The sequence below is a fragment of the Bacillus sp. PAMC26543 genome, assembly GCF_014250375.1.
In the GTDB taxonomy this organism is placed as follows: Bacteria; Bacillota; Bacilli; order Bacillales; family Bacillaceae; genus Bacillus; species Bacillus halotolerans.
In genome coordinates this window covers 1921539-1945727 of sequence record NZ_CP060193.1, presented here as the reverse complement: position 1 = coordinate 1945727, position 24189 = coordinate 1921539, and the positions used below count along the sequence as shown (strand labels likewise).

The window sequence follows — 24189 nt, the reverse complement described above, 5'->3', positions numbered from 1 at the left end:
GTCATACCTCCGTTTAGATAATAAAAAAAGCATTACCCGCTCAAAACAAAGAGCAAGCAATGCTGAAATAACAAAAAACCGTACACGTCCGGTCTCATTGCTCACTCATAGTCGGACATTTACGGTGCCCGGTAGAAACTTGCGTGCCATATCCACGCGATTATATGAGTGTTCCTATCATATTGTTACAAATTATATCAAGATTCTAAGGTCTTGCATAGACAAAAATAAAAATTTCCGAACTTTAATTCTTTTTTTGAAAAAATCATTCGTTTTTTATGAATATTTTGTTAATAAGTTAGCCTGACGTTTAAAACGCCAGGCTTTTTTATTAAGATAAATACAGATTTGAGTATTTATTTTGCAAATAATCAATCAGGTAGCGTACATTCAGTTCTTCACCTGTTGCTTCTTTAATAATGTCTAATGGCTTTTTCCGTTTTCCGTGAATATGCACTTTTTCCGTCAGCCATTGTTTAATCGGATGAAACTCTCCTCTTTCCAAGAGAGTATCAAATTCAGGCAGATCATCGAGCATTTTATGCTTCAGCTGTGCTGCATACATATAACCAAGTGCATACGATGGGAAGTAGCCAAAATCTCCACCCGCCCAGTGAACATCCTGCAGGATTCCCTCTGCATCCTCAGAAGGAGTAATACCTAAATAATCCTGATATTTTTGATTCCAAAGTGAAGGCAGTTCTTCCACAGATACTTCATTGCTGAAAATCGCTTTTTCAATTTCATAACGAATAATAATATGCAAAGGATACGTCAATTCATCCGCTTCAACTCTGATTAATGAAGGTTTTGATTCGTTGACAGCCCTAACAAAATCATCAAGCGATATGTTGCCGAACTGTTCAGGAGACGCTTCTTGTATTTTCTGATAGTATGGTGTCCAGAAATGCTTGTTGCGTCCAATAAAATTCTCGTAAAATAATGATTGAGATTCATGAATTCCCATTGAAGCACCGTCTGATAAATTCGTCCCGCTCAGCGCTTCGTCAATATTTTGCTCGTAGATCGCGTGACCGCATTCATGAATTGTGCCGAAAATAGCTGTCCGGAAATCTTTTTCATCATATCTCGTCGTCACCCGAACATCCCCGCGGTTCATTGTTGTCGCAAATGGATGAACGGTTTCATCAAGCCTTCCGCCGTCAAAATCGTAGCCGAGCTCTTGCAGGAAATAAAGGCTGAGTTCTTTTTGTTTTTCCTTAGGGAACACTTCACTGATAAAGCTTGTATCCGGTTTATTCTCTGAGGCTGACACTTGTTTGATAAGAGGAATGATCGCTTCTTTCAGCTCAGAAAACAGCTGATCAAGCACCTTGACTGTCACACCTGGTTCAAACAAATCAAGCAATGCATTATAAGGATGCTCTTCATAACCCCAATATTCAATAAATCGTTTATTGTATTCGACCAGCTCCTCCAAATAAGGGGCAAACAAGCTGAAATCAGATTTGCCTTTCGCTTCCTCCCATGCTGTTTCAGCCTTTGAACAAAGAATAACATATTCCCTGTATTCTGCTTCAGGAATTTTTTTGTTTTCTTCATACTCTTTTTTAGCCAGCTCTACAGCCTTTTTCGTATCTTCAGCCAAATCATCAAACCGTTCATAAAGCGCATCAATAAGCTCCTTCATCCGATCTGATGTCTGGATATTGAATATATCTGTCGAAAGCTGACCGATGCTTTCAGCACGGTCCTCTGAGCCGTTTTTCGGCGCGCCTGTTCTGGAGTCCCAATGCATCAGTGCAACCGCTTCACTATAATGTGAGATTCTTTTTAAAAGATCAAAAAATTCCTTTTCGTATGTATGTATCTCCATATCCATTCCCTCCCTATTCTAGCCGTTCCATTACAGGCTACTGGAAGGGTGTTTGAAAGTCAAATTGTTTGTATAAAAGGCTGCCGGTCTAGTTATCGGCAGCCTTCATCACTCAGTTTATCGTCATTTGATTGTTTGGCGGCGGTGTTTTTCGTTTTTTCGCATTGATTTTTTTATCCGCCCACACTGTTACCAGAGGTGTTAACAAAGAGGTGACAATAACGCTTGTCGCAATGATTGCAGTTGCAGATTCAGCAACGGGTGCAAACGCAGAATTCGCTTCCGCTAAGGCGTATGGCACGGCGACGGCCGCTCCCGCTGTTGATGAAGCTGCCACCCCCGCGACACCATCTCCCCGGGCAATGAAACGATCAAGCAAATACAAGGAACCGCCGGATAAGATGACAACAGAGACACCGACCAAAATGCCTAATAACCCTGACTGAATCAGCATTCCAAAATTTAAAGTGTTCCCAAGTGAAAATGCAAAAAACGGAATGATTGCCGGCACTACCTTGCTGAATAAGTCTCTCAGATCATGATCAAGATTTCCAAGTATGCAGCCGAGCAAAAACGGGATGACTGTTGCCGCCAGCGTTTCCCACGGAAAAGCAGCCAGTCCGGTAACACCGAATGTAACCATGGTCATAAAAGGTCCAGATTCTGTACTGATAAACGCGAATGCGCCGGCATCTTCTTTTCTGCCCATATGATTCATGAGCGCCAAATAGAGGCCGCCGTTCGTTTCATTCATCACTGCAACAATGGCTAGAACAGAAAGACCTGCAAAGAATCCGGATTGTATGCCTTCATCGGGTATAAATTGAGCCGCAATCACACCGAGCAGTGCCGCAAACCCGATCTTTCCCAATAATAAGGTAATCCCTTTTCTCGCAATATAGCCTGAAGAACGGAAATCAATCGTCGCTCCAACGCAAAAGATAAAAACGCCTAGTATGGGAAGGGTTCCTGTAATAAGCGCACCCGTAAACCCTCCAAAAAACTCTGCTGTTCCAGGCGCAAACGTATTAAGCGCTGCTCCCAGAAACAGCGGAATAATCATCATTCCGCCAGGTACCCGTTCAATTGTCGCTTTGATTTTCATATATATTCTCCCATCCTCCGGTTATGGAAAAACAATACCCCTTATGTGGCTACACTTGGAAAACAGCCTGTAAATCCTCTTTTGAACAGCTTTCCAGCTGGCTTCCGACTCCGACGGCACCTGCCCCTGCCTTGAGCCATTCCGGAACCTCAGACGGATGGATCCCGCCAGTCGGTATAAAAGTAACCTGCGGAAAAGGGCCCGCTAAATTTTTCATAAAAGGGATGCCGAATACACCGCTTGGAAACAGCTTTAATGTAGTAAATCCGCATGTCAACGCTTTCATAATTTCGCTCGGTGTCAGTACGCCAGGGATATAATGCGTCTTCATAAACGATAGGTGTTCAGCAAGATCTGTTGAAAAACCCGGACTGACAATAAATTGTGCTCCTGCTTCCGCAGCTTCTCCCGCCTGCTGCGCAGTGATGACCGTGCCCGCTCCGATTAAGACATCTTCCCGATTTCTGTAGGACTCAATAATAGCAGAAGCTCCAGGTGTCGTATAAGTGACTTCAATTGCCCGAATCCCTTTATCTATCAAACTCTCAATCTGCTGACAGGCCTGCTGTTTATCCTTTGAACGAATGACTGCAATCAGCTTGGCTTCTTTCAGACGGTTTTCTACTACATTGGACTCCATATTAACAATCCCCTTTCTTGTGGTGAACTGTTCTTTGAGCAGATAGAAATGCGGCTAATTTTTCCCTTGTCGGCAGACCGTCCATGTCCCCCGGTGCCTGAACTTGCAATGCGCCGATCGCATTACCCCTTTGCACTGCATCCTTGTACGGCAAGCCATCAAGAATTCCGCTGATGACGCCGACAGCAAATCCGTCTCCGGCGCCGACTGTGTCAACAACCTGATCAACCCAGAAGCCTTCTGTATATCCTTCACTTTCCTTTGATTTAAAGTAAGCGCCTTCTTTTCCAAGTTTAATAGCGACAAAGCTGACACCTTTTTTCAGATAAAAATCTGCAATGCCTTCAGGCGTTTTTTTACCAGTCAATAGCTCTCCCTCTGCGATTCCAGGGAAGAACCAATCCGCAAGTCCCGCCAAATCATTAATCGTATGTGCCATTGTAGCTTGATCAGGCCAAAGTGCGGGTCTTAGGTTAGGATCTAATGAGATGGTTTTTCCAGCCTGTTTCATGTCTTTCATCACATAATAGGCGAATTCTTTCATATCGGCGGACAAAGCCGGGGGAATACCGGTAACATGCAGATGGTCTGCGCTTTGAAAATAGTCTCTTGGGTATTCAGCAGCTGTTAAAGTGCTTGCAGCCGAGTTCTTCCTGTAATAGGTTACCTCAGGATCGCCTTCTTTCACTTTGGACTTTAGCAGCAGCCCGGTTGGATTGCCATCCTGAGACCGAATCACGCGAGACACATCCACTCCCTCTTTTTTCAGCTCCTGAAGAATAAATGTTCCGAGCTGATCATTGCCGACTTTGCTCATCCAGCCCATTTGAAAGCCAAGTCTGGCCAGGCCGCAAGCCACATTGCTTTCTGCCCCGGCCAGTCCTTTTGAGAATGTGGAAGCTTCATGAAGGCCTCCGTACTCATTTGCGTAAAACATGGCCATCGATTCGCCGAAAGTAATCGCATCAAGCTTCATTTCCCAACCTCCCCTTAGTTGAGGGCACCTTGGATTAAAGTGACTTTCTCATGATGACTTTTGCCTCTAATTCGATAGTTTGAGGCGCTCCCTCGTCACCTTCAATCCTTTTTAATACGCGTTCCATCGCCGTCTTGCCCATATCATGTGACGGCTGGGCGATTGTTGTAATGCCCGGGCCGATGAGTTTATACCATTCCGTATCATCGAATCCGGCAATCCCCGTATCTTCGGGAATGCGCAGCCCTATTTCTTCCATACAGCTAATAATTTTCAGCATAATCAACCCATTTAAAGCAAGAATCGCTTTTTTTTGCTCAGGCATCTCATTCATAAAAGAACGCAGCGCCTTCTCAAGCTGCTCTTTGTCTTTGACGTCAATTTCATACATTCGCCTGAGTCCATTCACATTTCGCACCGCAGCAATCTCCTGATAAACAGCCGCTCTTTCCGCCCGGGGGCTGATGGATGCAATCGGTTCGGTAAACAGCGCGACATCTGTGTACCCTTTTTTGTAAATCTGCTGAAGGATCTCTTCAGTTATCCTTCTGTTGTCAGTCGTTACGGTATCCAGTTTCAGATCCGGCAATTTGCGGTCAATTAATACTGTCGGCACCTGCTGTTCGGCAAAGGAATATAAAATATCCTTGTTTTCCCCGGTTGCATTCAAAATCAGCCCTTCTACAGAGTGTGCTTCGAGCTTTAGCAGCATTTCCCGTTCTTTTTCAGGACTGTTATCAGTGTTGCACACCATTATGCTGTAGCCATATTGATCACAAACCTCTTCAACTCCCCTAAATGCTGCGACTGAAAAGGGATTTGTAATGTCGGCAACAACAAATCCGATTAATTTGCTTTTTTTTATTTTCAAACCTTGTGCCATTTTACTCGGCCGATAATTCAATTCAGTGATTGCCTTTTTTATGTTTTTTACCTTTTCAGGAGAAATCGCGTCAATTTTCCCGTTAATATAACGAGAAACAGTTGATTTTGATACTCCTGCAAATTCAGCTACGTCTTTGATGGTGATATGGCCTGTTGTTTTCTTTTTCATTCAAGTGCTCCTGTATCGTCTTATAATTTGAAACCGATTTCAAAACCGTTACAACACAAGAATACCATATTTTTTAAAATTGAAAAGTATTTTTTTAATAATGTACTTATTCACAAAATTCCCGTTGACTCTTTTCTCTATTTATCCTAAAATTTTCTTTGAAACCGTTACCAAAATATTTTCATTCATGATGCTGAAATCCTAACCAAGGGGGAAATCCAATGGAAAATCGTTACTCTGTACACCCTGAACAAGTAAAACGCTTTACAACCGAGGAGCTTCGCAGTCATTTTTTAATGGATACGTTATTTACGGAAAATAAGCTGACCATGTATTACTCCCATGAAGACCGCGTTGTGATCGGCGGTGCAGCACCCGGACAGAGCGAACTGAAGCTTGATGCCGGAGACTTTCTTAAAACGGACTTTTTTCTGGAACGGCGTGAAATCGGTATTATTAACGTCGGCCAGCCTGGTGCGGTTAAAGTTGGCGATGATGAATATGTGCTTCAAACAAAGGATTTTCTATATATCGGGATGGGCAATCGGGATGTAGCATTTAAAAGCCTAAACGGAGAAACAGCAAAGTTTTACTTCGTCTCCTCGGGCGCGCATCAAAGCTATCCGACGCAAAAAGCCGCTCTTTCTGAACTGAAACCGGACCGGCTCGGTGACGCAGCAGCATCAAATGTAAGAAGCTTGTACAAAGTCATTCATCAAGATGGCATTCAAAGCTGTCAGCTGATGATGGGGATCACGATGCTAGACGAAAACAATAACTGGAACACCATGCCGGCACACGTTCATGATCGCCGGATGGAGGCTTATCTCTACCTTGATCTTGAGAAGGATTCGAAGGTTTTTCACTTCATGGGTCAGCCGGATGAAACACGCCACCTTGTCGTCGGAAACGAGCAGGCTGTCCTTTCTCCTGCCTGGTCCATTCATTCTGGCGCAGGAACAACTAACTACAGTTTTGTATGGGCGATGGCTGGTGAAAACTACACATTTACGGACATGGATCTTGTGCCGATGGATGGGCTGAAATAAGATGAGTTATCTGCAAGAGGCATTTTCATTAGAAGGAAAAACGGCACTGGTGACAGGGCCGGGTACGGGAATCGGCCAAGGAATCGCCAAAGCGCTGGCAGGCGCCGGTGCTGATATTATCGGCACATCACATAAAAGCAGCCTCTCTGAAACACAGCAGCTTGTGGAACAAGAAGGCCGCACATTCACTACCTTTACATTGGATATGAGTAAGCCTGATGCAATAAAGGATACAGCGGCTGAACTGTTTGAAACACAGCAAATCGATATCCTTGTCAATAACGCCGGGATTATTCACCGGGAAAAAGCGGACACTTTCGCTGAAGAGAACTGGCATAACGTGCTGAATGTGAACCTAAACAGCTTATTTATCCTGACCCAGCTAGCGGGCAGACACATGCTGAAAAGAGGTCATGGGAAGGTTATCAATATTGCCTCTCTCCTCTCTTTTCAAGGCGGCATTCTTGTTCCAGCCTATACAGCAAGCAAACATGCCGTTGCTGGTTTAACAAAATCGTTTGCAAATGAGTGGGCCGCATCCGGCGTACAAGTTAACGCGATAGCGCCTGGCTATATATCAACTGCCAATACACAGCCTATCCGGGATGATAAAAAGCGAAATGAAGACATTTTAAAAAGGATTCCTGCCGGACGCTGGGGCAAAGCTGATGATATCGGCGGGACGGCTGTTTTTCTGGCATCTCGCGCTTCTGATTATGTCAATGGACATATTTTAGCAGTAGACGGCGGCTGGCTTGCCCGCTGACAAAATGAAAAAGCTGATGATCATGGATCATCAGCTTTTTCGTGATTACATCATATGCGGTTCAACAGGTAAGACCTTTTTCACTTCATCAATGATGCGTTCATTTTCTCCGCCCGCATAAATATGAATCGAGCCGCTGTCTTGATTTGAGCGAATCAGACGGCCAATCCCCTGCCGCACTCGCAACAGCATATACGGAAGGTCAACCTCTTCAAACGGGTCTTTTCTCGCACTGTTGCGTTTTGCCGTAAATACAGGGTCATGAGGCGGAAACGGCAATGACCAGATCGTGACATTCTTCAATGCGTCACCAGGAATATCAAGCCCTTCCCATAGGTGAACTGAACATAAAACCGTTTCCTCTTCCCCTTGGAATTTTTCTACTAAGCTGCTGATTTCTTCGTCGCCTTCAAAATAAATCGGATACGGCAGCTCCCAAGCAGCTGCGAGCTCCTTAAACTCGTTTAATTCCTCAAAAGACGGGAAGAGCACCAGCGTTCTGCCTTTATAGTGCTTAATTGTCTCTATTGTTTGAGCTGTTTTTTGTTCTGCGCTCATTTCTGTTTTCCCATAAAGGGTAACGGTCATTTGTTCGTCATAATCATAAGGAGAATCAACCGTTAACGATAAGTAATCGTGAATCCCCAGACTGTCCGCAATATAGTCAAACGAACCGCCTTCTGACAGCGTTGCAGAAGAAAAGATATACGGAATTTTCTTTAAAAACACTTTCTCGCCAAGCACTTCTGCTACTGTTCTCGGCATCACGACAAAAGTGGATTCCGCTTCCTTTTGCTCCAGCCAGCTGATCGCATCCTTTTGATATAAAGATAATGAATACGCCATTTGCTCAACGTATTCCTCTACGACTGACAGCTCGTATTGATCAATGGTGTACATTTCTGACTCAAATACGAGTGCTTCACCAATTTTATCAAGCAAACGGCACAGCTCGTCCGCCGCCTTTTTGACACGCTGATCATTCTTTATTTCCAAACGGTGCGACCCGGCAACTTCTCTTGATTCTTCAGAAAGAACATAGAAAAACTCGTCGTTTGCAGCAAGTGCGTCTTCTATCAATTCAGCAAATTCTTCTCTAATGTCATTTTGAAGCAAACGTTCTAAAAATAATTCAAGAGTTGATTGCTTGACTCTGTAGGTTAATGCTTTTTGCGCAGCAAACTCTAACAGATGCCCTTCATCAAATACAACCGCACTATGATCAGGCAAGAGCGGCAGCTGTCCCTCCCGTTTGCGCGATTCTTCCGTCCATACATGTTCCATATAGAAATCATGAGAACAAATGATCAAGTCTGTTGACTTGCGATAATAATCTCTTGATAGCGTCAAGCCGCATCTATGTCTCATATCACATGTCAGGCAATCTTGAAACGAGTCGTAGCTTACTTGCGACCATTCTTCATTCGAAAGGTTAGCGTACTGCTTTCGGTCACCATATGGATAAAACCGCTGCATGGCCTGTGACTCATGGACAAATGACGGTAAAGCTTCATAAAGATCAAGCCACTTTTCATCATCAGATCGCTGCATTGTTTTTTCAAGCTTTTTCAAGCATAGATACTGCTCATGTGATTTCGATAGCCTTGTGTCAATCTTAAGATCCAAATGTTCAGCCAGCTTCGAAATGTCTCCCTCTTTTTTCACGAGCTGTTCGATTAGCGTTTCATCAGCACAAGCGATAATAGCGGGTTTTCCGACATATCTTGCATAACTGATCGCAAAAAGAAGGTAAACAAGTGTTTTCCCCGTTCCTACTCCGGCTTCGGCAAACATGACTTTTTTCTCTTTAAACGCCCGTTCCAGCTGAAAAGCCATGAACACTTGCTCATCTCGAAGATCAAACCCTTTTTCGGGAAGAATATCGTAAAACACGTCACCAATCCAATTGTTCAATTCTTCATAAAAATTCTTTGTTTTTGTTAAAGAAAAAGGCAAACGTGATGTTGTCACCCAGTTCCAACCCCCAACTATTCGGCATTCAGACCATCAATATTATCATTTCCCGCCGCTGAATACAATAAAAAAACTTGGCAGTGCCAAGCTTTTTGTGACTTACTTTCGGTTGATCACATGCGAGGATAAAAAAGGATGGTCTGTTGAATGAATATGTTCCACCGCTTTTTCTAAATTATTTTGCGCATGTGAAATCACAGACGGAGACGCATCATCAGCTCTGAGCTCCTTCAGCTCGTTTGCGGTTGCGTCAAGCGCCCTTTGAATGAGATTAAAATGTTCGCTGTTCAGCATGAGATCACCTCTAATTGAAATAATCATCATTGTATGCGAACTTTTCATTTTATATACATGCTTTCCGCATGTTATCACTGAAATGTGCACAAACTACATCCGATACTCCGTCATGGACTATCCGTCTTATCAACAATATTCTATCAGGGAGTGATGTTGACATGAGTTATAAAGACCGATTAGATCAGCATTCTGAACTGTTTCATCACAATTGGACGCGGCCTAAACGTTCTAAGTCTCAAGTAAACGGTCACACCGAAATGTCCCAAACCAACATTATATTAAGAAGTAACGCGAAAGCGCACCGTTGGTAACGATAGAATATGGCTGAAAGATGAAAGAAGACGCATCCAGAGCGTCTTCTTTTTATGCGTGTTCCGTTTTATTACGCTGAGGTCTTACTTTAGACCAGTACTGATAGTAATCCGTCTTAATAAATCCATTAAAGAGCTTTCGTTTCTTCGTTGCTTTTCTTCCATATGCTTCCTCAAAATTTTCATTTGAAGTCAGCATATACACAGACCACGTATCAAGCGGTTCGAACGCCTGTCCCATTTCTTTGTACATCTGCTCAACGGCTTTTTTCTCGCCGAGACGTTCTCCGTACGGCGGGTTTCCGACAATCACGCCAAACTCATGTTTTGTAGTGAAGTCCTTTACCTGCATTTGTTTAAATTCGATTAATTCGCTCAGTCCCGCTTCCTCTGCATTTTCTTTTGCGATTTGCACCATGCGGTGATCTACGTCACTGGCGAAAATCGTAAGCGGCTGATCATAGTTTGCCTTTTCTTCGACTTCAAGACGTGCTTTGTCCCACAGATCTTTACCGATCCACTCCCAATCCTCTGAGACAAAATCGCGGTTAAATCCCGGGGCGATATTTTGGCCGATTAATGCGGCTTCAATCGCGATCGTTCCGGAACCGCAAAAAGGATCGACAAATGGACGGTCCGGAGTCCAATTTGTTAATTGCACCAAAGCGGCAGCAAGCGTTTCTTTAATGGGCGCTCCTCCCTGATCCACGCGGTATCCCCGTTTGTGGAGGCCTGTCCCTGACGTATCAAGTGTAATAACCGCCTGATCTTTCAATAAAGAAATTTCCACCTTATATTCGGCGCCTGTTTCTTCGATCCAGTCATTGGCTTTGCCGGACTGCAGCTTCAGCTTTTCAACAATCGCTTTTTTGACGATCCGCTGACAATCGGGAACGCTTGCAAGTGTTGATTTAACGGATTTACCGATGACAGGGAATTTCCCGTTCTCCGGTATAAATGAACGCCAGTTAACCGCTTTCGTTTTTTCAAACAGCTCATCAAATGTTTTTGCTTTAAATGTAGCAACTTGAACTTTTACACGGTCCGCCGTTCTCAGCCAAAGATTCGCACGGCAAATCGCAAGCGCATCCCCTTCGAAGATAACTTTTCCGTTATCAACCTTGCATTCATATCCTAAGTCACGAACTTCTTTTGCAACTACAGCTTCAATGCCCATTGGCGCTGTTGCAATTAGTGTATACTTCTTCATCGTATCACCCTGTCTTTTAAAACTTTTCTCTCATCAAGATAAAAGCTCTCCTTATACGGGAGAGCTTGATTTCATCATTTAATTTAATGGTCTAACGTTCTGTAAGCCATGTTTTGTTCCATCGTACTGCAATCGGCTCATCACCTCGTACTCAGGCGGCAATCATCTATCTACAGAAAGCATTCTGTCCTTCTCTCCGTTGAATTCCGTCAAGAAGGTTCCCCTACCAAAATTTGGGTTTCTCGCTCGAGGGGTTTACCGCGTTCCACTCTCACCATTTCTAGTGAGACTTCGTCACTGTGGCACTTTCAAGGATACTCAGCCATATCCAAAGGACGTAGGCTTTTTTCCTGCCGTCAGCCTATCAAGGCTGCCCTAGCTTATGACTTCGCTAGGCACGAACACTACGGGCATCTCAGCACCGTGCGAGCATGGACTTTCCTCTACAGATTCAAGATCTGCAGCGATTACCCGAACGTTAAGAACATGAATTATTATATAACAACTGATTGTCATTTACAAGCGCCATTTTTTACAAGCGCAGATCAATCATAAAGCTTGCTGCCAAAAACATGCTTTTCTAAGTTAGACAGCCGTTTTAAGATATCAAAGTTCGTGGTGTTTGATTGCACTGGCTGTTTTTTGCTGGCTTCTTCAAGCTGTTTTTTCAGCTGCAAATTTTCCTGCTGCAGTTCTTCAATTTCTTGATGGAAGGTTTCATAATCCTTAATGATCATATCTAAAAATTTGTCAACGTCTTCTTGTTTGTAACCTCTAACGCCTGTTTTAAATTCTTTTTCCAAAATGTCTTTCGCAGAAAGCTTTACTTTATCAGCAAGCATCTTTTTCACCTCGTATCGTGAATCATCATCTTATATTTTTTCAGAAATCTGGACGATTGTCAAATTTCTCTTTCTTTGTTATGAGAAGCTGTCTTCCTCTACTGTCACTCTCAGATCATCCATTGTGATAAAGTAGATCGGATAGCCATCCTGTTCGCGTCTTTTTTCAGCTGTCTCAAGCATATACTTTGGGGAACCTGCCATTTCAGAGTCATATAAAAGCATAAGCGCGTCAGACTTATCAATGAAGAACTGATTTTTTTGTTTAAACTGAAGCGGGCTTTCATACGGACGATGAGTCAGGCTTTCCTCGTAGTCCGCCTGGGCCAGAACAGCTTCATACAGTTCCTTATTCGGCTCTTTCCAGTTCTTTTCCTGCTCGTAAAATGGTGTGATGACAGCAACCTTTAAGTCAGGGTATTCTTCTTGCAAATCATATGCAACTTCGGCCGACCAGAGTTCCGTTCCAAGCTGCCCTGAAATTAAAATCCATTCTAATCCTTCATCCAAAAAAGCAATCAGCCGGTTCTTAATGGCTTTTTTTATGTAATACAGCGCCTTGTCATCCTGTTTAAATATCCCGAGTTCAAACGGTTTATATCCTGTTATTGCTAATACTTTCATCTTTTCACCTGCTTTAAAAAATGGGGCTCCCATTGGGCCCCATTTTATGTGCTGCGTTGGTTTACACCATCAAGCTGCACGTTTCCATACTAGTAATCGCAACAAGGTCTTCCTGCTTGAAAATGCTGATGCGTAGCCGGATCAACATTTGAGAAAGTGTGTGGAAAGTAGTGAACGTGCTGGAAATGCTGGTGATTTACGTTTGTTGTGTGCTGTGGGTGAATGTGCGGCACGATTGTTTTTGAAAACGTATGGTGTTCACAGCAATGAGTAGGATGGACAATCGGCGCCATCATGTGCGGTCTGCAGTGATGCATGATTTAAATCCCCTTTCCATAAACTTTATTACAATACTAAGCTATGAAAAATAGAGGGTACATGTTCTGATGCAAAGACCTATTTTAAAAGTGTGCAATTAAGCTGTCTTTAAAGTTTGAAAATACGAAAGCAATCAAAAACACAACGACGAAGAACAAATAAAAAACACCCTTATACATACCAACTCTCCCTTTAAAAATAACTAACGTCATTTTACAGGATTCGCCGGTATTCTACAACAAAATCGATGTGAATCCAGCAAAAAAATTTCATGGCGAAAGAAGTCGTCTTTTGCGCTTTCCCGGGGAATATTTAAGAGGAATATTTCCTCTTCAGACGGGCAATTCTCACGTGCAGATTTTCCGTTTCTTTTTCTGATAAGGATGCCTCATCGGCAAGTAATTGTTCAGCTGTATGTAAAGCTTTCCCGAATTCCTTTTTCTTATGCTCAAAATATTTCGCAAGCTCTATCGCTGAAGTGTACCTGCATTTCTGGTGCTGAGAATGGAATAGTTTCTCCCAAAGCGGGACTGCATCTTCTAGGCGGTTTTGTTTTTTGTACAGCATTGATAAATCTAAAAGGGCTCTGTCTTTATTTTCAAATGACTTTTCTTTAAGTCTTTCAAGCTGATTGACTGCTTGGCCTGTTTCCTTATGGGCCATAAACCATTTCGCCATTGCGTAAGCTTCATCATGCTCTTTTGGCATATCAGAAGCGGAAAGAATTTTCTTTGACATATGAATGTACAGTGAAATTAACGACAGCACATCCATCTCGTTATGGTGCAGCACACCCTTTAAAAGATCCGGTTCCTGTGCCTTAATAAAATGAAAGTACAGCATCGGTGCCAAATAGCCCGGGGTGTCTTCTTTTCTGCGTACGCCGAGCTCTTCTTTTTCAACTGAGCCAAGCGACACGCGTTCCATTTTGTGCTTCCACAAACGCCTTGCTCCATGCAAGAGGTCAAAATGCCCGAATTCCGGGAGCTTCGGAACTCTGTCACGAATCAGTGTATGCCTTGTTTTTACCTGCGGCCAATCAAAAGCTTTTCCGTTGTAGGTAACAAGTGATGTAATATCAACCTCGCTTAAAAAGCTCTGATACAAGGCGACTTCATTCCCCGGTTTGGGCAGAAGATGCTGTTTGATTACCACTCGATCTTTATATACCCTTGCATGGCCGAGCAAAAAAATCGTATTGCCGGCTCCACCGCCAAGACCTGTTGTTTCTGTATCAAAGAAAAAGAGGCTGTTGTTTTCATATCCTTTTGCAGATAGTGTATGCGACAGGCTGCTTTTATTCCATAACGCGATGACTTCATCAAGCTCGGAAAAACAGTAATGTCCGTGCCGATGGGAGAGCGGATATTCTACTTTCCTGATCAGACAGTATTCATCCTCAAAGAAGAAAGGCTTCACGCCATAAGCCTCCCACTCTTTAAGAAACGGTATATCAGAGCGAATGTCTGAGGTCCCATTCTCTTCTATCTTGTGTTCTGCTTCCTCCAGCACCATATGCTTTTTCATACGCTGGAGTTTTCCTTTTAACGACATGCCTAACCTCCTTTCCTTATGACATTTGGTCCAACAGCTGCAAAATTCGTTCCTTGGCTTTTATTCCTTCTATTTCAGTACCTATACAAGACGGACAGCCATCATGACAAGGACATTGTTTTATCAGCCGCTTAGCCGCTTCATTAATGTCAGCAAACCGTGTAAAGACTTCCTCTGCCAAGCCGATTCCGCCCGGATAATGGTCATACAAAAATACCGTTGGCAAACCGGTATGGGCAGCTTTGATTTGTGAAACGACATGGACATCATTTCGGTCACACATAATATACACAGGGACAATATGCTGCAAAACATTCGATATGCCGAGAAGCAGCTGTTCGAGTGTCTTTTCTCCAATGTCTTCATCAATTGTTTTGATTTCAAGCCAAGCCGCACTCGTGTGGAGTTCTTCTTCCGGTAAATGGATAGGGCCTGATCCGATATTTTCAAAAGTAGTCATCTTAATCTTTTTAAAAATAGTGGGCAATGCATTTACCGTAACATCGCCGTAATGTAGGGATGTACGGCTCCTCTCTTTTGTTTTGTCAATCTCCAGCACCTTCAGCTGGACTGCCAGATTGGCATCCGTGTAATATTCCACATCAACTCTTCTGACATAAGCCTTTTTATGATCCCAATCAAGCTTTTCCACTTGGAATTGCACGCCTTCATGCAAATAAATCGCTTCATCATGAAGAAGCGTCATCGCACTAAACCGATCCATTTCACCGATGATTCTCACATTCGCAATATCCGTTTGATCGACAATGACCACATTTTCTTGTGAAGCCGAACGCAGACTGATATTGGAAGCAGGAAACGATTCGTTTGCCCAATGATAACGTTCCCCATTGCGGTGCAGGACACCTTCTTCCTGAAGGTACTCGAGAATATCACTGACGTCCAGCGGCCCAAACTCTTCATCGGCTTTAAAAGGAAGTTCATAAGAAGCGCATTTTAAGTGATCAACTAAAATAATTAGATTCTCTGGGTTGATTCTTGCCGATTCCGGCGAACGGTTAAAGAAGTATTCAGGATGGCGCACAATATATTGGTCAATCGGTGTTGAATTGGCGACCATGATAATCAAAGACTCACCGTGCCTTCTGCCGGCTCGTCCCGCCTGCTGCCATGCACTTGCCACACTTCCGGGATAACCGGTCATGATACAGACCTGCAGCTGACCGATATCAACCCCGAGCTCCAGCGCATTTGTGCTGACAACCCCAAGAATTTGGCCATCTCGCAGTCCTCTTTCGATTTCTCTCCGCTCTTTCGGAAGATAGCCTCCCCGATAGCCTCTGATTGACTTTGTCCCGATCTCTTTTTTCACAAGCTCTTGAATATGGCTTAAAATAATTTCCACCCGGACTCTGCTTCTGGCAAAAACAATGGTCTGCACTTTGTTCTTCAGGAACTCTTTCGCCAGCTCGTTTACTTCTACTGTTGCGCTTTTTCTGATGTTAAGCGGCTGATTAACAATTGGAGGATTATAAAATACAAAGTGCTTCCGTCCGCTTGGCGCACCGTTGTCATCGACCAGCCTCATTGAGTTTCCGGTCAGCTGCTCTCCCAATTCCTTCGGATTCGCGATCGTTGCCGAGGTACAAATAAAGATCGGGTCACTTCCATAAAACCGGCAGATCCGTTTCAGCCGGCGGATTACATTTGCCACATGGCTTCCGAATACACCGCGATACGTGTGCAGCTCGTCTATCACAATATATTTAAGGTTTTCAAACAGACTCACCCATTTTGTATGATGCGGAAGAATGGCCGAGTGGAGCATATCAGGGTTTGTAATCACAATGTGCCCTGCTTTTCTGACTTTTTGTCTGATCGCTGGAGATGTATCTCCGTCATATGTAAAACTTTTAATATCAATGCCCATCTCATCAATGATTTCATTGAGTTCACTTTTTTGATCCTGAGCCAGCGCTTTAGTAGGAAATAAATATAACGCCCGGTTTGTATCGTCCTCAGCGATAGATTGCAGGACAGGCAGGTTGTAGCATAATGTCTTCCCGGATGCCGTAGGCGTTACAGTTACAATGCTTTCACCTTTTTGCACATATTGAAAAGCGGCATATTGGTGGGTATATAAGGCATCAATTCCCCTTTTGGAAAGGGCTGTTTTGAGTCTCTCATCTATACGTTCAGGCATCGGCCTTGTCCTTGCTTCACGAGGCTCAATTTCATGCCAGTTCACAACGTTTTCATTTCCTTTCAATTCAGAAATGAGTTCAGTCAGTGATTTCTTTTTCATTCTTTACACCTCTTTATCAAGTACAGTTTACCGAATATTTGTTTGCATGGCTAGGTGCAAATTTTATACAATCGGACAACAAAAAAGCAAGGCATCCGCCCTGCTTATTTCGCTCTTATTGTGAGCAGCTTTGTTTCGCCTTTGTGTGCAGCCTTTTCGCCTGCAGGCTCTATTGTTTCCACTGCTTCCCCATTCATAATGACGATTGGGATGACTGTGCTGCTCGCTTTTTCTTTTATTAACTCCAAATCACACGTGATGAGCGGGTCGCCGACCTTTACTTTGTCACCTTCTTTAATATGAGCGGTAAATCCTTCTCCATTCATATTTACGGTTTCTAATCCGACGTGAATTAACAGCTCGATTCCCGAACGTGTCCGGATGCCCACGGCGTGTTTTGTATGAAACAGCTGAATCACTTCACCTTCAGCAGGTGAAACAATTTCACCATTAGAGGGTTCAACTGCAATTCCTTCGCCCATCATTTTTTGTGAAAAAACAGGATCCGGCACATCTGTCAGATCCATTACCGTCCCGTCTGCCGGAGAATAGATGACCTCTTCCGTAATTTTTTCCTCTGATTTTCCCATTCCGAATAATTTTTTCAGCAATGTGTTATCTCCCTTCCAATTCATCAACCGTTATCCCTTCATTCACCACCTATTTAACCACACTTTCAATTTCGCTTCAATTTATAACAACATCCGGCACAAACGCATAGTCTGATAAAAAAAGGCGGTGGCTCATTTGGAATGTAAAGATGACAAAAAGAATGAATTGTCTAAGAAAGAAGAGATCATCAATCAAGCAATGGACCATCTGTTTCAGTCTTCTGCATTAGGAAATCTTTTACATGGTTTCCAAAACTTGATCGATTCTAGTTTCAAAGATGTACAGACAACGATAGACGTCAGAAAAAGTGATGACGGGCTGTATGTCGATATCACAATTCCAGCAACGTTTCGAGACGGCGAGATTCTCATCGACATTAAGTCCCGGTACCTCCATGTAACGCTTCAGGAAAAACAGAAGGAGCAAAACGCCTCCACATTAACAAGCATGACAAGAACCGTACAGCTGCCTTATGAGGTACACCAGGAAGAAATGGTAACGTCATGGAGTGAGCAGACAATGACGCTTTTCTTCCCAACAAATAAGCATGAATGATTTGATTCATTCATGCTTCTGTTATTTGAAAAAGCTGGTAAATCCCTTTATTAATGAGCCGACTTGATTCATGGCACTCATGACTTGGCCTGTCGTATCCATCATTTTATTAAAGTCAAACTGCCCGTTCGCTTTTTTGAATTGTGACATAATACTTTGAACCTGTGAAGGCTGCTGCTGATTCGGTCTCGGAATAGGATAAGGATTAGGAAATACCGGCGGCTGCATAGGCATAGACTGAGGCGGAATATACGGCTGATAAAACTCCTGTTGTCCGTAATGCTGCGGAACGTACTGTTCAGAATGAACAGGCGCATTCTGCTGATAATATCCCTGCACTTGCTGAGGGTAATAATAACCCAATTGCCGAGGATCGTTTTGAGGTCTCCTTTTCATTGCGATTTCCCCCCTAGACTCAACAGTTTCTCTCCTATATATGTATGAATCATTTCTTTTGTTTGTGTCTGATGCCATCAAGCGTGTTTGTCAAATTGTGTCGAAAGTTTAAATTTTTTAAAAACAGAAAAAAGTCGAATCATTATGATACCATATTTTCAATACAGATGAGAGGGGATGCACCATAATGAACGTATCATACTTAAGCAAACGTTTTGCAGAAATGAAGAAATATGAAACAGACTGTGTGAATAAACTGATGGACTTTGCCAAGTTCCTCTATATTCAAGGACACTTCAACGCAACTGAATTTCGTAACAGTCTGAAGGTTCTGGAAGCAAATGGAGCAGAAAGCCCGGCATATGAGCTGAATTAATGTCCGGCCCCCTATAATAAAAATGAAGACAGCCTTATTGGCTGTCTTCACTTGCAATTTCATCCCTCACTGTCTGCAATGTGTAAATGACTGATTCAGTGATGTCTTTGAATCGCTTTTTATGAATGTGATGAACATATGACTGAAGAATCAATTCCAGGAAATTATCTTTTGCGGTCTCTATTTGCTCAGCATGCACATATTTCGGGCGGCGAGCCTTTATAAATTCAAGCGTCCCTTCCGCCCAGTGAGCTGCCAGGGCATCATTCTCCTGCACAGCAGGCTTTATCGTCTCAAAAAAATCGTACGAATGGTTATTTTCTTTCCCTTCCTGATATCGTGCAGCACCTGTTTCAGCGGCTTCAATCATCTGCTCGGTAACTTTCAGCAATGTTTGTGGTTGCAACATCCTTCACCTCAAAGCTTATCGTACCAAATTTTGCTCATAAATTCAGCCGATACGGTATACCTTGTCCACAGCATACCTCTCTTGAGGGGATCGGTACAGTTCGTTTATACATATATGAAGATCCATGATTTCTTCTTCCAGAACACTCAAACGTTCGTCCTCCGTTTCACGCATTTCAGCCTCGAATACATCTATAGAACGGCTAAGGCTCTGTTCAGCACAGTTTATTTCAGTTTCTATATCAGAAAGCATTCGGAGAATATCTGTCTTGCTTACGTAACCGGACATTTGTGTTCCTCCCTTTACTCTTCTCTCCCGGTTAAATTCTTTGCTCGCACGGCGCAATCCTTCCGCATGACAAAACTAGAAGCAAATCGCCAAACAAACAGGTATTCCACGAAAAGCTGAAGTTTTCGACAAAAAGACACGCAAAAATTGTATGATCCTCACGCTTAATGCACACGATACTTGTGAGGAGGTGCCGTATGAAATCCAGACCGAAAAAAGCCGGCCAGCAAAAAAAGACGGAATCAAAAGCAGTTGATTCTTTAGATAAAAAACTAGGCGGCCCGAACCGTCCTTCTACGTAAGAAGCAAGGAAATTCCTTGCTTCTTTTATTTCTTCAGCCAATGCTCCACCGCAAAGAGCGCATGCAGCTGACGTTTTTTATTTACATACCAGTCGGTCAATTCTATCTGCCGCGGCAATGCCTCCCGTGCAAAGAGGCCTTTCTTTATCTTTCCATGAAACCAATCTGTTTTCTTTCCGTCTAATGAGTGAGTTAATTCAGGGTAGCATGTCCTTAGCATAGGAGATGTCCTTTTTGTGATTCCGATCATTTTTTCCATATCAAAACGGGAGCCTGTATGCGGCACTGTGTGCAAAAAGTCATAAAAAGAAGAAAACAGTTCCGGACTGAACAGCAATTGTGACAGCTGTTTTCCAAGCCTTATCCTTTCTTCGGTTTTAGAAAAACGCTTGGCCGAAATACCGTAGAGAATGCCGTCTGAAGAAGGAAAAATAACGGTGTTGAAATGAAACCAGTCACTTAAATAAAAAGGAATCGTGCCAAAAACGTTCTTTTTGAACGAAGGATTTTGTATAATAGGTGTTTGGATAGTGTTTTGTTCATTTATAATGAGAGCATACATGAGCCGCTCCGTGTTTCGTTCATGCCAAAAACGGGTCCACTCTTCTGTCATAAATTGTGATACGCCAAACAATTGCAGATAGTTGAACAGGGGCTTCCCGGTTTTTACAGACCAGTGGTACAAAAGAAGCTGCGGATAGGCATCTGAAAAGATGAGCCAATTCGCTCTCTCGTAGGCCAAAAAGAACCACCTTTGCTGTGACTCACGCAGACCAAGCTGAAACAGACTGCCCTTTAAATCAGTCATTGACCAGCCGGCATTGCGTGAAACGAAGGAAGCTAAGAGTGACCATTTAATTTCTGGATGGCGGTCATAGAATGCTTTGTAAGCATTCGTTCTTGAAATATTATCGGCGTTTTCGACTGCCGTCTGCCGCTCAATCCGGCGAAGAAGCTTTCTGATGGCCTGTTGTTCTTGCACGTTCATTCACTTCCGTCACTAATAGTTTAATAAGGAGGATGAGAAAGTGATTCGGTATCCTAACGGAAAAACGTTTCAGCCGAAACATCCGGTTTCATCCCAAAACAGTCATAAAAGAGCGCCATCTTACAGTAATCGCGGAATGACCCTCGAAGATGACTTAAACGAAACGAATAAGTATTATCTGACAAACCAAATTGCCGTGATACACAAAAAGCCGACACCTGTTCAAATTGTAAATGTCCATTATCCAAAAAGAAGCGCTGCAGTCATAAAAGAAGCCTATTTTAAACAATCATCGACAACAGATTATAACGGAATTTATAAAGGGCGGTACATTGACTTTGAGGCGAAAGAGACAAAAAACAAAACCTCTTTCCCCCTGCAGAATTTCCATGACCATCAAATTGAGCATATGAAGCAGGTAAAGGCTCAAGACGGTATTTGTTTTGTTATTATATCCGCTTTCGGCCAGGTTTATTTTTTAGAAGCCGATAGGCTGTTTTATTTCTGGGAAAGAAAAGAAAAAAACGGCAGAAAATCCATTCGAAAAGATGAGTTAGAGGAAGCAGCTTATCCGATTTCTCTTGGATACGCGCCAAGAATTGATTATATTAGTATTATTGAGCAGCTTTATTTTTCGCCATCATCAAGTGCGAAAGGTTGATTAACGAAAGGTTGAGATGTTATGTCAGATCAATTTACGAGTCGTGAAGCTCGACGTAAAGCGAACAGCAAGTCGAGCCCTTCACCGAAAAAAGGCAAGAAACGAAAAAAAGGCGGATTGTTTAAAAAGACGCTATTCACTTTACTCATTCTGTTTGTTTTAGGCGTAGTCGGCGGTGCTGTAACATTTGCCGTCATGGTTTCTGATGCGCCATCACTGGACGAAAACAAATTGAAGACGCCTTATTCATCGACAATTTATGATAAAAACGGAAAAGAAATCGCTGAATACGGCTCCGAAAAGCGGTCCTATGTCTCGATAGATGAAATTCCCGATGTTGTAAAAGAAGCCTTTATTGCGACAGAGGATGCCCGTTTTTATGAGCACCACGGGATTGATCCTGTCCGTATCGGAGGCGCCTTAGTCGCCAACTTTACAGATGGCTTCGGGGCTGAAGGCGGAAGTACGATCACACAGCAAGTCGTCAAGAACTCCCTTCTTTCTCATCAAAAGACGCTGAAACGGAAGGTGCAGGAAGTTTGGCTATCGATTCAGCTTGAACGCAATTACTCTAAAGATGAAATTTTAGAAATGTATTTAAACCGGATTTATTTTTCTCCTAGAGCATACGGAATCGGAAAAGCGGCGGAAGAATTTTTCGGCGTCACAGATTTAAGCAAATTGACTGTGGAACAGGCTGCGACACTTGCGGGTATGCCGCAAAGCCCAACGGCGTACAATCCCGTTAAAAACCCGGATAAAGCGGAAAAAAGACGGAACATCGTACTCAGTCTCATGAAAAAACAAGGATTCATTTCTGATTCTCAATATAACAAAGCGAAAAAAGTGGCAGTGAAAGATGAAGGCGTTGTATCACAGAAAGAATATGAAAAAACAAATTCAAATAAATACAGTGCGTTTGTTGAAGAAGTCATGAAAGAAATTGAAGAAAAATCTGATGTCAATCCAGGTACTGACGGATTAAAGATTTATACGACATTAGATACAAAAGCACAAGACAAACTTGATGAATTAATGGACGGAGACACTGTCGGATTTACTGAAGGCATGCAGGGCGGTGTAACGCTTCTCGATACAAAAACCGGAGAAGTCCGCGCGATTGGTGCGGGAAGAAATTCTACGGTTGGTGGCTACAATTACGCGACCCAAGCTCAGCGACAGCCTGGGTCTACCATTAAGCCTATTCTCGACTACGGTCCAGTTATTGAAAATAAAAAATGGTCCACATACGAACAAATTGATGACTCAGCTTATACGTATTCTGATGGAACACCGATCCGTAACTTTGACCACAAATATAAAGAACTAATGTCTATGCGTGAAGCACTTGCGCAATCTCGGAACATTCCTGCTTTAAAAGCATACCAAGCAGTGGGTAGAGATGCTGCTGTAGACTTTGCTAACGGATTGGGACTAGGATTAGATAAAGATAAAGTATATGAATCGTATTCTATCGGTGGATTCGGAAAAGGCAATGTTGGTGTCTCTTCACTGACGATGGCAGGAGCATACAGCGCCTTCGGAAATAACGGAACATATAATGAACCGCATTTTGTAAAGTCTATTGAATTTAACGATGGCACGAAGCTTGACTTAACACCAAAATCAAAGTCAGCAATGAGCGATTATACTGCGTTTATGATTACAGATATGCTGAAAACAGCTGTTAAGACAGGTACTGGACAGCTTGCACAAGTACCCGGTGTGGAAGTAGCAGGAAAAACAGGGACGACCAACTTTGAAGAAAGTGAAATCCAAAGGTACAATATCGCAAGCGACGGTGCCCGAGATTCTTGGTTTGTCGGCTACACACCGCAATATACAGCAGCCGTCTGGACAGGTATGGGAGAAAACGAAGCTGGAAAGAAATCTCTTTCAGCAGAAGAGCAAAAAGTTGCAAAACGCATCTTCGCCCAGCTCATTGCCGATGTCGATGACGGAAGCGGATCATTTGAGAAACCTGATAGCGTAGTGGAAGCGACTGTGGAAAAAGGCTCTAATCCGGCAAAACTGGCAGGGCCGAATACGCCAAGCGATAAAAAGGTCACAGAGTACTTTGTAAAAGGTACATCTCCTTCTACTGTTTCTAAAACATATGAGAAAGAAGAGAAAGAAGAAACAGCAAAACTGTCTGGTTTAAATGTGAAATATGATAAAGATAATCAATCATTGACATTAAGCTGGAAGTACGACGGAGATGCGACCTTTGCTGTTAAGCAATCTGTTGATGGCGGCAGCTACTCTGAAGTTCAAAACAGCTCTGCAAAAGAAGCAGTCATTTCGGGCGTGCAGCCAGGCTCTGTATACAAATTCGAAGTGACAGCCGTCAGTGATGATGGCAAAAGTTCAGCGTCGACATCCTATGAAGTGCCAAAAGCCGAAGAGGATGAAGATAAAGAAGACCAGCAGCAAACGGATGATGAAAATCAAGATGATGAGAAGACTCAGGATGACACACAAACTGATGATTCTCAAACAGATGACAGTCAGACAGATCAAGATCAGACAGATGATTCAACAAACGATCAAGACAAAAAACAAGACAACACGAACACCAATCCGTCCGACAACAGCAACCAAGACCAATCTAACGATAACAGCAGCAATAACAACGGCCGCAAAGAAGAGGACGCGTCAGATGGTGACTCAACGGATGATTCATCAGGATCTAATACAGATAAAAACAAAACAAATACATCTGACAATACACAAACGAATTCATCATCAACTGAAAAAACGAATTAAAGACAAAGCCATC

At 43.0% G+C, this 24189-nt stretch carries 27 protein-coding genes, 1 other RNA gene and 1 riboswitch; of the genes, 8 read left to right on the top strand and 20 right to left on the bottom strand.

Going from position 1 to position 24189, the window contains the following annotated elements; translation table 11 throughout:
- Nucleotides 1-88: 88 nt before the first annotated feature.
- Nucleotides 89-188, bottom strand: a riboswitch (purine riboswitch).
- Nucleotides 189-331: 143 nt separating this feature from the next.
- The 5 genes from H7F27_RS10030 to H7F27_RS10010 form a co-directional block, all read right to left on the bottom strand.
- Nucleotides 332-1837 carry a carboxypeptidase M32 gene (locus H7F27_RS10030; protein WP_101860390.1) on the bottom strand — a complete coding sequence of 502 codons (1506 nt, stop codon included), beginning with the start codon at nucleotides 1835-1837 and terminating at the stop codon, nucleotides 332-334.
- A 112-nt stretch (nucleotides 1838-1949) separates the two neighbouring features.
- Nucleotides 1950-2942: a 2-keto-3-deoxygluconate transporter gene (gene kdgT, locus H7F27_RS10025; RefSeq protein WP_095713147.1), complete on the bottom strand. Its 993-nt coding sequence runs from the start codon at nucleotides 2940-2942 to the stop codon at nucleotides 1950-1952.
- Nucleotides 2943-2991: 49 nt separating this feature from the next.
- The gene (eda, locus tag H7F27_RS10020) at nucleotides 2992-3582 is read right to left on the bottom strand and encodes a bifunctional 4-hydroxy-2-oxoglutarate aldolase/2-dehydro-3-deoxy-phosphogluconate aldolase (RefSeq protein WP_024121815.1); all 591 of its coding nucleotides are present in this window, start codon (nucleotides 3580-3582) and stop codon (nucleotides 2992-2994) included.
- Nucleotide 3583: 1 nt separating this feature from the next.
- The gene (kdgK, locus tag H7F27_RS10015) at nucleotides 3584-4558 is read right to left on the bottom strand and encodes a 2-dehydro-3-deoxygluconokinase (RefSeq protein ID WP_185848891.1); all 975 of its coding nucleotides are present in this window, start codon (nucleotides 4556-4558) and stop codon (nucleotides 3584-3586) included.
- A gap of 34 nt (nucleotides 4559-4592) precedes the next feature.
- The gene (locus tag H7F27_RS10010; protein WP_185848890.1) at nucleotides 4593-5612 is read right to left on the bottom strand and encodes a LacI family DNA-binding transcriptional regulator; all 1020 of its coding nucleotides are present in this window, start codon (nucleotides 5610-5612) and stop codon (nucleotides 4593-4595) included.
- A 221-nt stretch (nucleotides 5613-5833) separates the two neighbouring features.
- Between H7F27_RS10010 and kduI the strand changes: the two genes are divergently transcribed.
- Nucleotides 5834-6661 (top strand): 5-dehydro-4-deoxy-D-glucuronate isomerase, encoded by an 828-nt coding sequence (kduI, locus tag H7F27_RS10005; RefSeq protein ID WP_101860386.1) that lies wholly within the window; start codon nucleotides 5834-5836, stop codon nucleotides 6659-6661.
- 1 nt (nucleotide 6662) lies between these two features.
- Complete coding sequence (kduD, locus tag H7F27_RS10000; protein WP_024121819.1) at nucleotides 6663-7427, top strand: 2-dehydro-3-deoxy-D-gluconate 5-dehydrogenase KduD; 765 nt, start codon at nucleotides 6663-6665, stop codon at nucleotides 7425-7427.
- Nucleotides 7428-7472: 45 nt separating this feature from the next.
- Here kduD and H7F27_RS09995 read toward each other — a convergent pair whose 3' ends face one another.
- Complete coding sequence (locus tag H7F27_RS09995) at nucleotides 7473-9398, bottom strand: ATP-dependent DNA helicase (protein ID WP_185848889.1); 1926 nt, start codon at nucleotides 9396-9398, stop codon at nucleotides 7473-7475.
- 102 nt (nucleotides 9399-9500) lie between these two features.
- Nucleotides 9501-9695: a hypothetical protein gene (locus tag H7F27_RS09990; protein ID WP_024121821.1), complete on the bottom strand. Its 195-nt coding sequence runs from the start codon at nucleotides 9693-9695 to the stop codon at nucleotides 9501-9503.
- 161 nt (nucleotides 9696-9856) lie between these two features.
- On the opposite strand from H7F27_RS09990, the gene H7F27_RS09985 reads away from it, so the two are divergent.
- Nucleotides 9857-10009: a YpzG family protein gene (locus H7F27_RS09985; protein WP_003153548.1), complete on the top strand. Its 153-nt coding sequence runs from the start codon at nucleotides 9857-9859 to the stop codon at nucleotides 10007-10009.
- Between the two features lie 52 nt (nucleotides 10010-10061).
- Here the strand turns inward: H7F27_RS09985 and H7F27_RS09980 are convergent, their stop codons facing one another.
- The 9 genes from H7F27_RS09980 to H7F27_RS09940 all read right to left on the bottom strand — a co-directional run bounded on the left by H7F27_RS09980 (nucleotide 10062) and on the right by H7F27_RS09940 (nucleotide 17434).
- The gene (locus tag H7F27_RS09980; RefSeq protein ID WP_095713153.1) at nucleotides 10062-11219 is read right to left on the bottom strand and encodes a THUMP domain-containing class I SAM-dependent RNA methyltransferase; all 1158 of its coding nucleotides are present in this window, start codon (nucleotides 11217-11219) and stop codon (nucleotides 10062-10064) included.
- A gap of 97 nt (nucleotides 11220-11316) precedes the next feature.
- Nucleotides 11317-11698, bottom strand: an RNA gene (gene rnpB / locus H7F27_RS09975) — RNase P RNA component class B.
- Between the two features lie 66 nt (nucleotides 11699-11764).
- The gene (gene gpsB / locus H7F27_RS09970) at nucleotides 11765-12061 is read right to left on the bottom strand and encodes a cell division regulator GpsB (RefSeq protein ID WP_010334692.1); all 297 of its coding nucleotides are present in this window, start codon (nucleotides 12059-12061) and stop codon (nucleotides 11765-11767) included.
- A 78-nt stretch (nucleotides 12062-12139) separates the two neighbouring features.
- Nucleotides 12140-12685 carry an SLOG family protein gene (locus H7F27_RS09965; protein WP_024121823.1) on the bottom strand — a complete coding sequence of 182 codons (546 nt, stop codon included), beginning with the start codon at nucleotides 12683-12685 and terminating at the stop codon, nucleotides 12140-12142.
- Between the two features lie 89 nt (nucleotides 12686-12774).
- On the bottom strand, nucleotides 12775-13002 hold the full coding sequence (gene cotD / locus H7F27_RS09960) for a spore coat protein CotD (RefSeq protein ID WP_081638329.1): 228 nt from the start codon (nucleotides 13000-13002) through the stop codon (nucleotides 12775-12777).
- 84 nt (nucleotides 13003-13086) lie between these two features.
- Nucleotides 13087-13215, bottom strand: coding sequence for a hypothetical protein (locus H7F27_RS09955; RefSeq protein WP_003230707.1), 129 nt, complete (start codon nucleotides 13213-13215; stop codon nucleotides 13087-13089).
- Nucleotides 13216-13315: 100 nt separating this feature from the next.
- Entirely contained in the window at nucleotides 13316-14557 is a 1242-nt protein-coding gene (locus tag H7F27_RS09950; RefSeq protein WP_185848888.1) for a ribonuclease H-like domain-containing protein, read from the bottom strand.
- 16 nt (nucleotides 14558-14573) lie between these two features.
- A complete protein-coding gene (gene mrfA, locus H7F27_RS09945) occupies nucleotides 14574-16823 on the bottom strand; it encodes an ATP-dependent helicase MrfA (protein ID WP_185848887.1) in 2250 nt (749 codons plus the stop codon).
- 104 nt (nucleotides 16824-16927) lie between these two features.
- Complete coding sequence (locus H7F27_RS09940) at nucleotides 16928-17434, bottom strand: PTS sugar transporter subunit IIA (protein WP_044155315.1); 507 nt, start codon at nucleotides 17432-17434, stop codon at nucleotides 16928-16930.
- Between the two features lie 136 nt (nucleotides 17435-17570).
- On the opposite strand from H7F27_RS09940, the gene H7F27_RS09935 reads away from it, so the two are divergent.
- Nucleotides 17571-17990: an Hsp20/alpha crystallin family protein gene (locus tag H7F27_RS09935; protein WP_185848886.1), complete on the top strand. Its 420-nt coding sequence runs from the start codon at nucleotides 17571-17573 to the stop codon at nucleotides 17988-17990.
- A gap of 21 nt (nucleotides 17991-18011) precedes the next feature.
- Here the strand turns inward: H7F27_RS09935 and H7F27_RS09930 are convergent, their stop codons facing one another.
- A complete protein-coding gene (locus H7F27_RS09930; RefSeq protein WP_024121828.1) occupies nucleotides 18012-18386 on the bottom strand; it encodes a YppG family protein in 375 nt (124 codons plus the stop codon).
- 187 nt (nucleotides 18387-18573) lie between these two features.
- Here H7F27_RS09930 and H7F27_RS09925 point away from each other — a divergent pair, with 187 nt between their 5' ends.
- The gene (locus tag H7F27_RS09925; RefSeq protein ID WP_185848885.1) at nucleotides 18574-18762 is read left to right on the top strand and encodes a YppF family protein; all 189 of its coding nucleotides are present in this window, start codon (nucleotides 18574-18576) and stop codon (nucleotides 18760-18762) included.
- A 34-nt stretch (nucleotides 18763-18796) separates the two neighbouring features.
- Here H7F27_RS09925 and H7F27_RS09920 read toward each other — a convergent pair whose 3' ends face one another.
- Together H7F27_RS09920 and H7F27_RS09915 are read right to left on the bottom strand one after the other, a co-directional pair.
- Entirely contained in the window at nucleotides 18797-19168 is a 372-nt protein-coding gene (locus tag H7F27_RS09920; RefSeq protein WP_185848884.1) for a YppE family protein, read from the bottom strand.
- A 45-nt stretch (nucleotides 19169-19213) separates the two neighbouring features.
- A complete protein-coding gene (locus H7F27_RS09915; RefSeq protein WP_095713163.1) occupies nucleotides 19214-19459 on the bottom strand; it encodes a DUF5446 family protein in 246 nt (81 codons plus the stop codon).
- Between the two features lie 197 nt (nucleotides 19460-19656).
- On the opposite strand from H7F27_RS09915, the gene sspM reads away from it, so the two are divergent.
- Nucleotides 19657-19761, top strand: coding sequence for an acid-soluble spore protein SspM (sspM, locus tag H7F27_RS09910; RefSeq protein WP_010334703.1), 105 nt, complete (start codon nucleotides 19657-19659; stop codon nucleotides 19759-19761).
- Between the two features lie 25 nt (nucleotides 19762-19786).
- Here the strand turns inward: sspM and H7F27_RS09905 are convergent, their stop codons facing one another.
- A complete protein-coding gene (locus tag H7F27_RS09905; protein WP_095713164.1) occupies nucleotides 19787-20749 on the bottom strand; it encodes a DUF2515 domain-containing protein in 963 nt (320 codons plus the stop codon).
- 40 nt (nucleotides 20750-20789) lie between these two features.
- Here H7F27_RS09905 and recU point away from each other — a divergent pair, with 40 nt between their 5' ends.
- Together recU and H7F27_RS09895 are read left to right on the top strand one after the other, a co-directional pair.
- Nucleotides 20790-21410, top strand: a complete 621-nt coding sequence (recU, locus tag H7F27_RS09900; RefSeq protein WP_095713165.1) for a Holliday junction resolvase RecU — start codon at nucleotides 20790-20792, stop codon at nucleotides 21408-21410.
- 21 nt (nucleotides 21411-21431) lie between these two features.
- Entirely contained in the window at nucleotides 21432-24176 is a 2745-nt protein-coding gene (locus H7F27_RS09895) for a PBP1A family penicillin-binding protein (RefSeq protein WP_185848883.1), read from the top strand.
- Nucleotides 24177-24189: the final 13 nt, after the last annotated feature.